The following is a 13,737-nucleotide window of genomic DNA, read 5'->3' as shown; positions in this document are numbered from 1 at the left end:
TTAAAGTAATACCGCACGGCATCAGCGTCCGGCGGCAAAGCTCTTCTCAGCGGGCGGCCGCGAAAGAACGCGCGTCCAGATGAATCCCGCGCGCAGCCCCTCCCGGCTCAAAACACAACGAAACAACAGAGGACAAGCGCCCGGAGATGTTTGCCGCACGCGTTTATTTTACATTATTTATTATGATATGTATTGATTATTTTCATCAACTTTATAGAAGCGACGATATACTAATTTTTAACTTTTGGCGCGGCGGATTTTACCCGCCCGGCGATGATCGTGAATATTTCGTGCAGAAAGACGAAGAACTCCGTATCCTTCGGCGGCACCGGCAGCGTGAGGCGGTAGGGATAGGCGGAGGCGGCGGCGCGGATGACATCCGGCGTCCAGGGGTCGAGCAGCAGCAGCCAGCCGCGGCGCGAAGCCTCGTCCAGCGCGGCGCGGAGCGCGGCGGCGTCCCCGGCAAGCCAGCCGGTCCAGACGGATTCCGGCGGGCGCACGACGCCCGATATCGAGGAACGCACCCAGGTCCCCTCCGCGCCGGTGAGGTCAAGAATGTTTGCCCCCGAGAGCAGATGACGCCCGACTCCCATCGTGCTGTCGATGCGCGATTGAAATTCCGCAAGCCTCCGCTGGTAGTAGGAATAGTTTTTCTGGTCGGCGGCGGCGATTATCTTCATTATCTCCTGCGCGATGAACGGCAGCATCGCGGGATCGAAGAAAGCCGCGCGCAGTTTGTCCTCGTCCATCGGCGTCTTCTGATACAGCAGCTTGAGGTTTTTATTTTGCGGGCCGATCCTGAAGCGGGTGGCGTCGGCGGGATCAAAGGCGATCACCAGCTCGCCGCCGCGGGGCCGCCCCGTGACGACGGTATTCCCGGCCTCGTTCCATGACGAAAGGGCGCGCACCTGCACCTGCCTGCCGCCGACGAAGGAGGCCACTTCATAGAGCCACGGCGAGGTGACCGCGATCTTCATAACGGCGGCTGCCGAGGCCTCCGCGCCGCGGCAGCCAAGGAGAAATATAAAAACAACGGCCAGGACGCGCAGCGCCAAGAACGCGCCGCGCCGCGGCTCTATTTTCTTCATTTATTTTTCGTCGGGACGGCTTCCCGGCTTTACAAGGGGCAGTCCCTCTTTGCAGAGCGGGCATTCCTCCGCGCTGTAGGTGGCGAAGCAGACCTTTACGAGCGATTTGAGGTCCCAGTCCGGCAGGCAGTCCGGAGAGCGCCGGTCTATGATACAGCCAGAGGCGACCCATTCCGCGCCTTCCGCCGCAAGTATCCGCGCCGCTTCGCGCGATGATTTGCCGGTCGTGCAGACGTCCTCCACGAGAGCGAAGCGAAGTTTGCCAGGATGAGGGAATCTTTTAAGGCGCATCTCGCCGTCCACCCTCTCGGTGAAGATAAAGGGCACGCCCAGCGCGCGCGCGACTTCATGGCCGATTATCAGGCCGCCGAGCGCGGGTGAAAGGATAAAATCGGGCTTCGCGGGCGCGAGCAGTTTCGCGAGCTCCTCGCCGGCGCAGGCGGCAAACTTCGGATAGCGCAGCATCAAGGCGCACTGCATATAGTTGTCGCTGTGCAGCCCGGAGGTAAGTTTGAAATGGCCCTGAAGGTGCGCGCCGCTCTCCTTCATCATTTCAAGTATCTTCTTTGAAATTTCGTTTTTTTCGCAAGAACAGCTCATCTGTGTGAAGCCTCCCCTAATGTTTTAAGTATATCTTTCGCCGCGGCGATGGGATCGGCCGCCTCGAGTATCGGGCGTCCGACGACTATGTACGAGGCTCCGGCCTCCGCCGCGTCCTTTGCGGTGGCGACGCGCGTCTGGTCCTCGGTGCTCACCTTTTTCGCGCGGATCCCCGGGACGACGCGCAGCAAATTTTCCGCGCGGCCCCTGAGAAGTTCAAGGTCAAGCGGCGAACAGACGATGCCGTCGAGTCCCGCGCGCTGCGCCGTCTCCGCGCGCCCGATCAGCGCCTGCCGCATGTCGCAGCCGGGATGGACGTCGCTCCATAGCTCTCCGCCCAGGCTGGTGAGCACGGTGATGCCAAGCAGCTTCATGCGGCTGCCGGTCTTGTCGCGCATCGCGGCGCTGCGGGCCATCATCTCATAGCCGCCGGAGGTGTGTATAGTGAGCGCCCAGAGACCAAGCTCGGAAAGCGGCTCGACCGCCGAGGCTACGGTGTTGGGGATGTCATGCAGTTTAAGGTCGAGAAAAAGCTCATAACCGCGGCCGATTATCTCCTTCGCGAAGGAGGCGCCGCCGAGCGCGTAAAGGCGCGGCCCGACCTTTACATATTTTGTCGCTTTATCCAGCCTGTCAAGGAATCTTCTCGCATCGTCAAGCGCCGGCAGGTCCAGCGCCACTATAAGGCCGCAGTTGTTGTTCTCCATATATTAGTCCCTCCGTACGACGATAGCACAACCTCGTCACAGTTGTGCTATCGTTCGAGTTTCTATATTATAACTTCAATAGCTTCCGTTGTGGTATCGGCTGCTAGAGTTCTTCCTCGTCCTGCCAGATCCTGCGTCCCTCGACGAAGGTCATTACCGGCCAGCCCGTCAGCGCGACGCCCTCCCAGGGACAGCAGCGGGCTTTGCTCTTCCAGGTCCGGCAGTCGACGATGCGCGTCCGGTCCTCGTCGATGACGGTGAGGTCGGCCGGAGCGCCCGCCTCGATACGTCCGAGTCCCTGCCACTTTTCGGGGAGCAGCGACGCGGGGGCGGACGTCATCTTGGCGAAGAGCAGCTCGAGGGGAACGTCGGGATAGTTGCGGCTGCGATAGTCGAGGAGCACGGCGACGGCGCACTCGAGAGAGGCGATCCCGAAGGGGGCCTCCTGGAAGGGTTCGTCCTTCTCGTCCATGTGCCACGGAGCGTGGTCCGTAACTATCGCGTCGATCGTGCCGTCCTTTATGCCCTCCCAGAGAGCCCTCTGGTCGTCGGCCGAGCGCAGCGGCGGGTTCACCTTGAAGCGCGAGTTATATCCGCTGTTGATGACCGCGTTCTCATTGAGAGTGAGGTGGTGGAATGTCGTGTCGCAGGTGACGTCGAGTCCGGCGCGCTTCGCGTTGCGGATAAGCTCCACCGCGCCCGCGCTTGAAAGGTGGGTAAAGTGGATGCGTCCGCCCGTGTCGCGCACGAGCGCGATGCCGCGCGCCACGTCGATCTCTTCCGAAGCGCCGGGGATGCCCTTGAGTCCGGACATCGCGCTGACGCGGCCCTCATGGACCTGTCCGCCCTTAAAGAGGCTGATCTCTTCGGGGTGCTCCATGACGCGGGGAAGTTTTTTGCCCGTGTAAAGCAGCGCGAGCCGCAGCAGTTGGCTCGTCGCGACCGGCGCGCCGTCGTCCGTGAAGAACACCGCGCCCGCCTCGGTCATCTTTTCCATCTCGCAGATCTCTTTGCCCTCGCGGTTCTTGCTGACGCAGCCCGCCGGCAGTATGCGCGAGGCCTTCGCCGCCGCTCCGTGGCTGACGACATATTCGATTAGCGCCGGCTCGGAGACCGCAGGTTTGGTGTTCGGCATCGCGACGAGCGTCGTGAATCCGCCGGCCGCTCCGGCGTGCGCCCCGCTGTTGAGGTCCTCGTTCCACTCGCCGCCGGGATCGCGGAAGTGGGCGTGCAGGTCGATGAACCCGGGGGTCAGCAGGCGTCCGCCGCCCTCGACCACCTCCGCGCCCTCGCAGGCGAGATCGCGGCCCAGCCCGGCGACTTTGCCGTCCTCCACAAGGAGGCAGTCCTCTTTTATGAATTCTTTGCCGTTGAATATTTTAAAATCTTTGAAGAGAAATTTTTCCATTATCTTGCACCTCCGCCGCAGAGATAGAGAAGCGCCATCCTGGTAGCGACTCCTGAACGCACCTGTTCGAGTATCACGCTCTGATGACCGTCCGCAACTTCGGAGGCGATCTCGACGCCTCTGTTGATCGGGCCCGGATGCATCGCGAGCGCGCCGGGGTTGGCGTACTTCATAAGCTCTTCGTCGGCGCCCCACCAGCGGTGGTACTCGTCGACCGAGGGGAAGAGGCCGTCCTGCTGCCTCTCGCGCTGTATCCTCAGAAGATATACCATATCGGCCTTCTCGACCGCCTTGCGCGGGTCGCGGTCGTATTTGACGCCGAGCTGTTCGATCTCCCGGGGCATCAGCGTCGGCGGCCCGGAGAGCACCACATCGCAGCCCATCGTTTTGAAGGCTATGACGTCGCTGCGCGCGACGCGGCTGTGAAGGACGTCGCCGACGAGGGCGATCTTCCGCCCCTCGAGGTCTCCGAAGTGCTTCCAGGCGGTGTAGACATCGAGCAGGGCCTGCGTCGGGTGCGCGTGGGTACCGTCGCCCGCGTTGAGGACGATGCCGCGCTTGAGCTTTGAGGCAAGGTACTGGGCCGCGCCGACCGCGCCGTGGCGCATTACGACGATATCCGCGCCCATCGCCTCAAGGGTCCAGGCGGTATCGCGCATCGTCTCGCCCTTCGCGGCGCTCGAGCCGGAGACCGACCAGTTGACGACGTCGGCGGAGAGCATCTTTTCCGCAAGTTCAAAGGAGACCCGCGTGCGCGTCGAATTCTCAAAGAAGAGGTTGACGCACATCTTGCCGCGAAGCGCGGGGACCTTTTTGACCGGACGGTCCATCACGTTCTCCATATGGCGGGACTGGTCGAGGAAGAAATAGAGTTCCTCTCTCGTCCAGCAGTCAAGGTCTATCACGCTGCGATGACGCCAGGTCATCTGTCCGATCTCATTAAGCATCGCGCTCACAGATCACCACCTCGTCCTTTCCGTCGAGTTCTTCCACTTTTACTTCGATGACTTCGTTCTTCGATGTCGGCACGTTCTTGCCGCAGATATCCGCGTGTATCGGCAGCTCGCGGTGGCCGCGGTCGATGATGACGGCCAACTGAACTATCTGCGGGCGTCCGAGGTCGACAAGGGCCTCAAGCGCCGCGCGGACCGTACGCCCGGTGAAGAGCACGTCGTCCACAAGAAAGATATGCTTTCCCGCGATGTCTCCGGGCATCCTCGTGCTGTGGACTATCGGCTGCTCGGAGAGCGTCGTCAGGTCGTCGCGGTAGAGCGTGATATCCAGCTCTCCGCAGGGCACCTTCGCTCCCTCGGCCTCTTCGATGAGCTTCTGAAGCCGGCGCGCGATATAGACGCCGCGCCTGTGGATACCTACCAGTATCATGTTGTCGGTGCCCTTGTTGTGCTCCACCATCTCGTGGGCGATACGGCGAATGACGCGGTTAAGGTCCTGCGCGTTCATCAGCTTCGCCTTTTCTCTAAGTTCCGCCATCAAAATCCCTCCTAAGCTTTTGTTTTTAAATTTAACTTTTTGCAAAAAATAAGACCGCCCCTCACGGAACAGCCTCTTCTAAAAAATAACCGGCATCACGGCAAATCCGTGAATATCACGCCGTATATCTCGTGAAATCAGCTCTTTCATCCGTCATGCCTCCCCTTTGATTTGAACTGACGGTATTATACAGTATATTTTTAAATTATGCAAGCGGTTGCAAAATTTAATTATGGCATATAATAGTGGCCATGGAGAGAGACTCGATAACCGACGGATGGAAGACGACCGCCTGCCCCTATGACTGTCCCGGCACCTGTTCCATGCTCGCAAGGGTAAGGGACGGGAAGGTCGAGCTGCGCGCCAATCCCGCCAACAGGCGGAGCCGGTTTCTCTGCGCCAAGGGGCTGCGTTTCGCCAAGCGGATCGAAGACCCGCGGCGGCTTCTTCACCCGCGGCGGCGGCGCGGTTCGGACTGGGTGGATATTTCCTGGGACGAGGCGCTGTATCTATGGGCTGAAAAGATATCCGGGGCGGTGAAGCGATATGGGCCGCTCTCCGTAATGTCATTCGCCAGCGCCGGCTCCATGACGTTTTCCAAACAGCTTATCCCCGCCTTCTACGGCGCCCTCGGCGGCTTTACCGCCACAAAGGGCAGCCTTTGCTCCTCCATCGGTTCGGCGGGGCTGAAAGAATCGGCCTGCGGCTTTGGCGTCCCTTATGTGCCGCCGGAGGATATTTCCACGGCCGGCGGCGCGCTGCTGTGGGGGCGCAACAGCAGCCACACGCAGCCGCAGCTCACGCCGTGCCTGGAAGCGCTGCGCCGCGGCGGCGGCGAAACGGCGTGCGTCGAGGTGCGCCTCTCGGCGACGGCGGCGCGCTGCGACAGGTTTTGGCGGATAGCGCCCGGCGGAGACTGGGCTCTCGCCGCCTGGCTCTGCCGCAGGCTTGTCGAAGAGGAAAAAGATTCTTCCGGCTGGCGCGCGCGGGCGGTAAACCCCGGGGCTTTTTTAAACACTCTCGCCGGCATGGATAAGGAGAGGCTGCTGATACAGGCCGGGCTTTCAGAGGATGCGGCGGAGGAGATATACCGCTGGCTCCTTGCGCACTCCCCGGCGACTCATATTCCCGCTTACGGCGCGCAGCGCTATCTGCACGGAGACATGCAGTTCCGCTGGATCTTCGCGCTCGCGGTGCTCTGCGGCGGATTCTCAAACGCGCGCGCCGGCCTTTCGTTCAGCAAGGACGAGGGGGCGGTCTTTCCCGAGGGGCTCTTTGAAGCAAGCTCTAATGTGCGCCGCTTCGGCGTCACCACCTGGCCCGCCGAGCTGATGAGGGCGGAGCCGCCCGTGCGGGTGCTGAACATCTATTGCGCCAACCCGGCGCAGCAGTCGCCCGATACGCGGCTGGTCGAAGCGGCGATCGGGTCGGTGGATTTCAAGGTTTGCAGCGAGGTCTTTATGACGCGTACCGCCGAGCTTTGCGATCTGGTGCTGCCGGCGTCGATCTTTCTCGAAGAGGAGGACTGGATCGGGGGCTACGGACATAGCTACGTAAGCCACAACGAGCGCGTCGCCGCGCCGCGCGGGGAGTGCCGCAGCGACTGGGAGGCATATGGCGCTCTGGCCCGGCGGCTCGGTCTTGACTTGGATATGGAGGCCCTTTTTTCGCGGATGAATATGGCGGTCGCGGCCGATAAGCGTCTGCGGGAGGTCTCAAAAAACCTTTATCTCTGGGACGAACCCTGTTATTGGCGGCTGCCCGCCTCCCGCGCGCTGCTGCCGGAGGCTGCGCCGCGGCCCCTCAAGATCCCCGCCGGCTGTCTGCGCCTCGTCACCGTCCACTCCGACCTCTATATCAACGGGCAGAATGTCGACGCTCCCGCCAAATGCCTGGAGGCGGTCATAAATCTGCCGGAAAATTTTTGCCTGGCAAGAGGGATCGCGGAGGGCGACCGGCTGAACGTCGCCTCCGTGAACGGCGCGGAGATCATCATGCGCGCGGCGCTCGACCGCTCTCTCGCCGCGGATACGGCGTGGGCGATGCAGGGGCTTCCGTGCCTAAACGCCCTGACCGCCGCGCAGGAGGCTCCCGGCAGGGGCGCGCCCTATGCGGAGTGTTTTGTGAAGATCGAAAAGTTATCGTCCATGTAGCCGCGAACGATATCCGCCTCTACGGGAAGTCCTTCAGCGCCGTCCGCAATGCCTCTATCTCTTTCGACCGGATGTATTCGCCTATCTGCGGCCCCGTCAGCCTCTCCGGCACTTTACACTTCGCGGCGGTCCTGATTATCGCCAATAAATATTCATAATTACGGAGAAATCCCGGCAGCTCGCCGCCGTCGGCGGCGACGACGGTCCCGAAACCGTCGGGACCGAGAGGCTCCCTTTCAAGCGCGCGGATCAGGTCTCTTATCTTCGCGGGATCTTTCATCCGCGAGGGGCGCATGTGCTCCCTCGCCGCAAATTCCGCGCAGCGGCTCCAGAGGCGCGGCAACCCAAGGACAGCCGTTATCTCCCGCATGACGGCCGCCCCTCGCTCCTCATGGCCGTAATGGTGCGGCAGCATCTCTTCGGGGGTTTCGCCCTTTCCGATATCATGCATCAGCGCGGCGAAGCGCACCTCGGCCCGGTCCGTCATCGAGGCGGCGCGATCCAGCGCTGTCATCGTATGTTCAAAGGCGTCTCCTTCGGGGTGATATTCCGGCGGCTGACCTTTGCCTATCAATCTGTATATCCAGGGAAACTCTCCCTCAAGGAGCCCCGCGGCACGCAGGGCGCGAAAGTAAATCGACGGACGTTCGGCGCCTAGCGCCTTTTCAAATTCGGCGAATTTACGCTCTTTGGGCTCCGAACGCAGCTCCTCCGCGCAACGTTCCATCATCGCAAGGGTGGGCGGAGCTATCGAAAAGCCGAACTGCGCCGCCTGCCGCGCCGCGCGAAGGGCGCGCACGGGGTCCTCGCAAAAGTGCCAGGACGTGGCGCGTATCAGCCGGAGGCCGATGTCGCGCGCTCCGCCGTATGGGTCTACCAGGCGGCCGTCCGCGCCGACCGCCATGCTGTTCACCGTCGTATCGCGCCGGTAAAGATCTTCCTCTATCGTTATCCCCGGCGCGCAAAAGACGTCGAAGCCCTTGTAGCCGAAGCCGCTTTTTCTCTCCCGGCGCGCGAAGGCGGTCTCGCAGAGAAGCCCGTCTATCTCCAGGAGAAAGACGGGAAAGGAACGTCCGACCCGGCGCGCCTCCGGGAAGAGAGAGCGGAATGTCTCCGGCAAAAGGCCGCAGACGACGTAGTCGCGGTCATGGACCGCGCGCCCCATCAGCCTGTCACGGACGGCGCCGCCCACAAGGTAGGCGGCCCCCCCGGCCTCTTGTACCTTTTTGAAAAATTCTCTCTCGGTCATGGCGGCGACAAAAAAGGCCGCCGTCCCCGGCGGCCTGGCGTTTTTGTTATTTGTCCATTATCTCGTTTTCTTTATCCGCGAGGACCGAATCGATCTTCTTGATGAAGGCGTCCGTCTTGTCCTGAGCCTCTTTTTGGAATTTTTTGAGGTCGTCCTCGGTTATCTTGCTCTCTTTTTCCATTTTTTTAAGAATTTCGATCGCGTCGCGGCGGATGTTGCGCACCGCCACGCGGCCCTCCTCCGCCATCTTGTTGACCATCTTTTTAAGCTCCACGCGGCGCTGCTGCGTAAGCTCCGGCAGGTTCAGGCGGATCGATTCGCCGTCGTTCTGCGGCGTGATGCCGAGGCTTGAGGACTGGATCGCCTTTTCAATGGCCTTCATCGCGGTCTTGTCCCACGGGGTGATGACGATCTGACGTGCCTCCGGCACATTGACGCTCCCCATGTTCTTGATGGGAGTAGGCGTCCCGAAATAATCCACCTTTATCTCTTCAACAAGTGCGGGATGCGCTCTTCCTGTGCGGACGCCGAGCATGGAGCCCTTCAGGTGTTCGATGCTCTTTTCGCAGCGTGAAGTCAGTTCTTTGAGTACGTTCTGAGGCATGCAGGTCACTCCTTATCTGTTTTTTATGATTATAATACTCTCTAGTCCCTGTTAAAGGAAGGGGGAAAACGCCTCCTCACCGGTAAATCGGTGAGAAAAGCCGATCAACGGCACGCCCTCCCGGCCGGTTTCCTAAGAGACCATCGAGCCGATATTTTCTCCGTCGATCAGCAGCCTGCGCAGGTTGCCCTTTTTCAGCACGTCAAACACCACTATCGGGATCTTATTTTCCTGGCAGAGCGAGAAAGCAGCGGCGTCCATCACTTTGAGCTGCATCTGGAGCGCGTCCATGTATGAAACATGCGGCATCTTTACGGCGCCGGTGAATTTCGCGGGGTCTTTATCATATATCCCGTCCACCTTCGTCGCCTTCAGCAGACAATCCGCGCCGATCTCGGAGGCGCGCAGCGCGGCGGTCGTGTCGGTGGAAAAATAGGGGGAACCTGTGCCGGCGGCGAAGATGACGATGCGTCCCTTTTCGAGATGGCGTATCGCGCGGCGGCGAATGACCGTTTCGGCGATCTGGCGCATCTCGATCGCAGACTGTACGCGCGTCGGCTGCCCGAGACGCTCGAGCGCGTCCTGCAGAGCGAGAGCGTTGATCACCGTGCCGAGCATCCCCATGTAGTCGGCCTGGGCGCGCTCGATGCTCGTCGTCTGCGCGCCGCGGATGATGTTCCCGCCGCCGACGACCATCGAAATGCCGATACCCTCGCCGGCAACCTCGACTATCTGTTCGCATATCCCGCGTATGGCCTCATAGTCGAGGCCGAAATGAGCGTCGCCGGCCAGTATCTCGCCAGAGAGTTTAAGAAGCACCCTGTTGTATTTGCGTTCCATATATTGACCACCTTCCGAACAGCTTTATTTTTCCTTATAAAAAAGGCGAGGGATCGTTAAATCCCCCGCCTTAAAGGTTCGTTTAGGAGTTAGCCCTCTATCATGAAGCGGGCGTAACGGCGAACGACGATGTTTTCACCGATCTTCGCTATGTTCTCGACGACGAGGTCCTTTATCTTGACGTCGGGATTACGTATGTATTTCTGCTCCAGGAGGCAGTTTTCCTCGTAGAATTTATTGATGCGCCCCTCGGCGATCTTTTCAAGCATCTTTTCCGGCTTGCCCTCTTCGCGGGCCTGGGCCATGATGACCGTCTTCTCGTGTTCGATAACGTCGGCGGGAACATCCTCCGGCTTGATATATGTGGGGTTGGCTGCCGCTATATGCATCGCGATCTCATGTCCGAGCGTGTTGAACTCTTCCGTGCGGGCTACGAAGTCTGTCTCGCAGTCAAGTTCGAGGAGGACCGCGAGTTTCGCGTTATTATGGACATAGGTGAACATCCTGCCCTGGGCCGCGGTACGCTCGGCCTTCTTGGCGGCCTTGGCAAGCCCCTTCTCGCGAAGATAGTCGCAGGCTTTCTCCATATCCCCGGCGCACTCTACGAGCGCCTTTTTGCAGTCCATCATGCCGACTGACGTGCGGGCGCGAAGCTCTGACACCATTGCTGCTGTGATTTCTGCCATCTTAGTTAGTCTCCTTCCAGCCCTTCTGATCCGCAAGCTCTTTCGCGCGGAGCTTCATCTCATCTTCCGAAATATCCTCGACCGGAGGCTCGGCGGGCGTTTCCTCCGCAGCGGCGGCCTCTTCCTTTTCCGCGACGCGCGAGTCCTGTCCCTGACGTCCCTCGATGAAGGCGTTGGCCATCAGTCCGACAACGAGCTCTATCGCGCGGATGGCGTCGTCGTTTCCGGGAATGGGATAGTCGACGACGTCGGGATCGCAGTTCGTATCTACGATCGCGATGACGGGAATGTCGAGCTTATGAGCCTCGAGCACGGCTATCGTCTCACGGCGCGGGTCGATGATGAAGATGGCGTCGGGAACGTCCTTCATGTCTTTGATGCCGGAGAGGTACTTCTCAAGCTTATCGCGCTCTTTGCGGAGCTGAATGATCTCTTTTTTCGGGTACTTGTTGATGCTGCCGTCCTCTTCCATCTGCTGGAGCTCCGTCATACGCATGACTCGGCGGCGGATCGTCGCAAAATTGGTGAGGAGGCCTCCGAGCCAGCGCTGGTTGATATAGAACTGACCGGCCTTGAGCGCCTCGTCGCGGATCGGGTCCTGCGCCTGGCGTTTGGTTCCCACAAAGAGAATGCTCCCGCCCGACTTCGAGACTTCGCGGACAAAATCATAGGCCTTTTCAAGCCCCTTGACAGTCTTCTGAAGGTCGATGATATAGATCCCATTGCGCTCCGTGAAGATGAACGGCTTCATCTTCGGGTTCCAGCGTCTCGTCTGGTGTCCGAAATGGACGCCGCATTCAAGAAGCTGTTTCATGCTTACTACTCCCATGTGAATCCCTCCTGTTTTTTTCCTCCAGACGTATCACCCGCGCCAGGACCCGGTCTCCGGGAACATCTTTTGCGTCAACGCCTGTGTGTGCTATACACCGCTCCTTAGTATACCATAGTGCTCTTTAAAAAAGCAAATTTTTTTATTGAATCCACAGGGAGGACGTATCGGCAAAGGTCATGAAAATGGCAGATAGCGGCTTATATTTTTAAAGACCTCGCGCAGCCCGGCTCCCCCAGGCCGCGCGAGGTCCCCAAAAACCGCTCCGTCAGAGTCCGCGGCGTTAAATTTCAAACATTTTGAGCTTTTCGGCGCTCTCGGGACGGCCCAAAAGGCTTCCGGCCACAAAAGCCGCGACGGCGATCGCCAGAGTCGGCACGATGGCGGTGGTACCGCCGACGCTCGTCTTCGTGATATTGAACCAGAAGAAGGCCGACGCCCCGCAGATCATCGAGAGGACCGCCCCCGTCGAGTTGGCCCGCTTCCAGTAGAGGCCGAAGAGCGTGGGGCAGAAAAATACCGCCTCGAGGCCGCCGAAGGCGAAAAGGTTTATCCAGACGAGCAGCGACGGGGGCTTCATCGCCGCGAAAAACACCAGCACGCCGACGACCGCCGTCACTATTACGCTCATGCCCCGCACCTTCTTCGGAGAGAGACGCGCCTCGTCGTTTTTCACGACATAATGGAAATAAAGATCTTTTACGATCGCCGCCGAACACATTATCAGCATCGAATCGACCGTAGACATGATCGCCGCGAGTGGTCCCGCGATGAATATCCCCGCCCAGAAGGGGGACATCAGGCGCACCGTAAGCGTCGGCACCGCGAGATCGCCGACCGTGATATCGGGAATGACGGCGCGGCCCATCGCGCCGACAAGATGCATCGCGAGCATCGTGAAGCCGACGACGAACGTCCCGATGATCATCGCGTTATGCATCGAGCGCGAATCCTTGTAGCCGAGGCACTTCTGAGTCGTCTGCGGCAGTCCGAGGATGCCGATGCCGACGAGCACCCAGAAAGAGAGGATAAACGGCTTCGGTATCGCGTTGCCGCCGCCGGTGGGCGTCAGCAGCCGCGGATCTATCGAATAAAGCGTCTGCATTATATTTTCCACGCCGCCGCCCGCCGTGATGACGGCGTAGAGTATCGCGAGCGAAGCGAAGAGCATCATCACGCCCTGGATCGTGTCGGTCAATACGACCGCGCGAAAACCGCCCACCGTAGTGTATACGACCACGGTGAAGCCGAATATCAGCAGCCCCGTCTGGTACGAATATCCGGTGATAGACTCAAAGAGGCGCGCGCCTCCTATGAACTGCGCGAGCATCGAGGCCATGAAAAATACCAGCAGCGCCAAAGAGGCCAGTATGACCACGGCGTCGCTGCCATAGCGGGCGCGGATAAAGTCCGTGATGGTGACGGCGTCGGTGCGCCGCGCTATGAGCGCGAAACGCTTGCCCAGCACGCCGAGCGTCAGAAATGCCGTAGGCACCTGTATCATCGAGAGAAGTATCCAGCCGAGGCCGACGTTGTAGGCGACGCCGGGGCCGCCGACAAAGCTGCTGGCGCTCGTATACGTCGTAATGATCGCCATCGCGAGCACAAAACCGCCCATCGACCGGCTGCCGATAAAATACTCCTCCATAAAGCCCTTCGTATCGCTCCGCTTGCCGGCGGTACGGCTGCCCCAGAGCGCGATCCCCATTATCAGGATAAAATAAAGGACCAGCGGAATTATCATGCCTGTATGGTCAACCATCTTTTTCTACCTCTTCTTTTTCATCACTGAGCGGCAATTCCTTGAAAAAAATCTTGATCACGGCCCACAGGAGAAAGGATATCCCGGCATAGCCCGCGATGCAGCTATAGAAAAACCATTCGGGAAAACCCAATATGTAACGATACCGCGATGGGTCGTCGCCAAAGCCATAGGCGGTCACATACCACCAAACGAAAAAAAGCAGATAAAGACCGAGGATTATAAAGGTCTCCCGCCTCGTTGCCTGCAAAAATTTTTTTGACGCCACGTCTCTGCCCTCCATTTAAATAACCTCATAAGTTTATGGCGCATAAGTATAG

At 59.7% G+C, this 13,737-nt stretch carries 14 protein-coding genes; 1 reads left to right on the top strand and 13 read right to left on the bottom strand.

Features of this window, described 5'->3' with window-relative positions; genetic code table 11:
• Positions 1-230 precede the first annotated feature (230 nt).
• The 6 genes from CLOEV_RS05325 to pyrR all read right to left on the bottom strand — a co-directional run bounded on the left by CLOEV_RS05325 (position 231) and on the right by pyrR (position 5,339).
• Positions 231-1,088 carry a metal ABC transporter substrate-binding protein gene (locus CLOEV_RS05325; RefSeq protein WP_051484905.1) on the bottom strand — a complete coding sequence of 286 codons (858 nt, stop codon included), beginning with the start codon at positions 1,086-1,088 and terminating at the stop codon, positions 231-233.
• On the bottom strand, positions 1,089-1,688 hold the full coding sequence (gene pyrE / locus CLOEV_RS05320; protein WP_008711167.1) for an orotate phosphoribosyltransferase: 600 nt from the start codon (positions 1,686-1,688) through the stop codon (positions 1,089-1,091).
• Positions 1,685-2,395 (bottom strand): orotidine-5'-phosphate decarboxylase, encoded by a 711-nt coding sequence (gene pyrF, locus CLOEV_RS05315; RefSeq protein WP_008711165.1) that lies wholly within the window; start codon positions 2,393-2,395, stop codon positions 1,685-1,687. The genes pyrE and pyrF overlap by 4 nt, the downstream gene beginning before the upstream one ends.
• A 103-nt stretch (positions 2,396-2,498) precedes the next feature.
• On the bottom strand, positions 2,499-3,803 hold the full coding sequence (locus CLOEV_RS05310) for a dihydroorotase (protein WP_008711164.1): 1,305 nt from the start codon (positions 3,801-3,803) through the stop codon (positions 2,499-2,501).
• Positions 3,803-4,729 (bottom strand): aspartate carbamoyltransferase catalytic subunit, encoded by a 927-nt coding sequence (locus CLOEV_RS05305; RefSeq protein WP_034445383.1) that lies wholly within the window; start codon positions 4,727-4,729, stop codon positions 3,803-3,805. Before CLOEV_RS05305 ends, CLOEV_RS05310 begins: the two co-directional genes overlap by 1 nt.
• Positions 4,730-4,742: 13 nt before the next feature.
• A complete protein-coding gene (pyrR, locus tag CLOEV_RS05300) occupies positions 4,743-5,339 on the bottom strand; it encodes a bifunctional pyr operon transcriptional regulator/uracil phosphoribosyltransferase PyrR (RefSeq protein ID WP_471696552.1) in 597 nt (198 codons plus the stop codon).
• A 206-nt stretch (positions 5,340-5,545) separates the two neighbouring features.
• On the opposite strand from pyrR, the gene CLOEV_RS05295 reads away from it, so the two are divergent.
• Positions 5,546-7,447, top strand: coding sequence for a molybdopterin-dependent oxidoreductase (locus tag CLOEV_RS05295; RefSeq protein WP_034442359.1), 1,902 nt, complete (start codon positions 5,546-5,548; stop codon positions 7,445-7,447).
• Between the two features lie 19 nt (positions 7,448-7,466).
• On the opposite strand, the gene CLOEV_RS05290 is transcribed toward CLOEV_RS05295, so the two are convergent.
• From CLOEV_RS05290 to CLOEV_RS05260, 7 genes are all read right to left on the bottom strand, one after another.
• Complete coding sequence (locus CLOEV_RS05290) at positions 7,467-8,639, bottom strand: tRNA nucleotidyltransferase/poly(A) polymerase-related protein (RefSeq protein WP_218915506.1); 1,173 nt, start codon at positions 8,637-8,639, stop codon at positions 7,467-7,469.
• Positions 8,640-8,742: 103 nt separating this feature from the next.
• Complete coding sequence (gene frr, locus CLOEV_RS05285) at positions 8,743-9,300, bottom strand: ribosome recycling factor (RefSeq protein ID WP_008711154.1); 558 nt, start codon at positions 9,298-9,300, stop codon at positions 8,743-8,745.
• 132 nt (positions 9,301-9,432) lie between these two features.
• The gene (pyrH, locus tag CLOEV_RS05280; protein ID WP_008711152.1) at positions 9,433-10,140 is read right to left on the bottom strand and encodes a UMP kinase; all 708 of its coding nucleotides are present in this window, start codon (positions 10,138-10,140) and stop codon (positions 9,433-9,435) included.
• Positions 10,141-10,229: 89 nt separating this feature from the next.
• Positions 10,230-10,826 (bottom strand): translation elongation factor Ts, encoded by a 597-nt coding sequence (gene tsf, locus CLOEV_RS05275; protein WP_008711151.1) that lies wholly within the window; start codon positions 10,824-10,826, stop codon positions 10,230-10,232.
• Position 10,827: 1 nt separating this feature from the next.
• Entirely contained in the window at positions 10,828-11,655 is an 828-nt protein-coding gene (gene rpsB, locus CLOEV_RS05270; RefSeq protein WP_008711149.1) for a 30S ribosomal protein S2, read from the bottom strand.
• A gap of 283 nt (positions 11,656-11,938) precedes the next feature.
• Positions 11,939-13,417 (bottom strand): sodium/pantothenate symporter, encoded by a 1,479-nt coding sequence (gene panF / locus CLOEV_RS05265; RefSeq protein WP_008711142.1) that lies wholly within the window; start codon positions 13,415-13,417, stop codon positions 11,939-11,941.
• Positions 13,410-13,700, bottom strand: a complete 291-nt coding sequence (locus CLOEV_RS05260) for a YhdT family protein (protein WP_008711141.1) — start codon at positions 13,698-13,700, stop codon at positions 13,410-13,412. Before CLOEV_RS05260 ends, panF begins: the two co-directional genes overlap by 8 nt.
• Between the last annotated feature and the right edge of the window lie 37 nt (positions 13,701-13,737).

Source organism: Cloacibacillus evryensis DSM 19522 (assembly GCF_000585335.1).
GTDB classification, from domain to species: domain Bacteria; phylum Synergistota; class Synergistia; order Synergistales; family Synergistaceae; genus Cloacibacillus; species Cloacibacillus evryensis.
This window is presented reverse-complemented; position numbering and strand designations above follow the sequence as displayed.

Coding starts and splice junctions, on each gene's coding strand:
- CLOEV_RS05325 (WP_051484905.1), bottom strand. CDS start 1,088: ATGAAGAAAATAGAGCCGCGGCGCGGCGCGTTCTTGGCGCTGCGCGTC.
- pyrE (WP_008711167.1), bottom strand. CDS start 1,688: ATGAGCTGTTCTTGCGAAAAAAACGAAATTTCAAAGAAGATACTTGAA.
- pyrF (WP_008711165.1), bottom strand. CDS start 2,395: ATGGAGAACAACAACTGCGGCCTTATAGTGGCGCTGGACCTGCCGGCG.
- CLOEV_RS05310 (WP_008711164.1), bottom strand. CDS start 3,803: ATGGAAAAATTTCTCTTCAAAGATTTTAAAATATTCAACGGCAAAGAA.
- CLOEV_RS05305 (WP_034445383.1), bottom strand. CDS start 4,729: ATGACCTGGCGTCATCGCAGCGTGATAGACCTTGACTGCTGGACGAGA.
- CLOEV_RS05295 (WP_034442359.1), top strand. CDS start 5,546: ATGGAGAGAGACTCGATAACCGACGGATGGAAGACGACCGCCTGCCCC.
- frr (WP_008711154.1), bottom strand. CDS start 9,300: ATGCCTCAGAACGTACTCAAAGAACTGACTTCACGCTGCGAAAAGAGC.
- pyrH (WP_008711152.1), bottom strand. CDS start 10,140: ATGGAACGCAAATACAACAGGGTGCTTCTTAAACTCTCTGGCGAGATA.
- tsf (WP_008711151.1), bottom strand. CDS start 10,826: ATGGCAGAAATCACAGCAGCAATGGTGTCAGAGCTTCGCGCCCGCACG.
- rpsB (WP_008711149.1), bottom strand. CDS start 11,655: ATGGGAGTAGTAAGCATGAAACAGCTTCTTGAATGCGGCGTCCATTTC.
- panF (WP_008711142.1), bottom strand. CDS start 13,417: ATGGTTGACCATACAGGCATGATAATTCCGCTGGTCCTTTATTTTATC.
- CLOEV_RS05260 (WP_008711141.1), bottom strand. CDS start 13,700: ATGGAGGGCAGAGACGTGGCGTCAAAAAAATTTTTGCAGGCAACGAGG.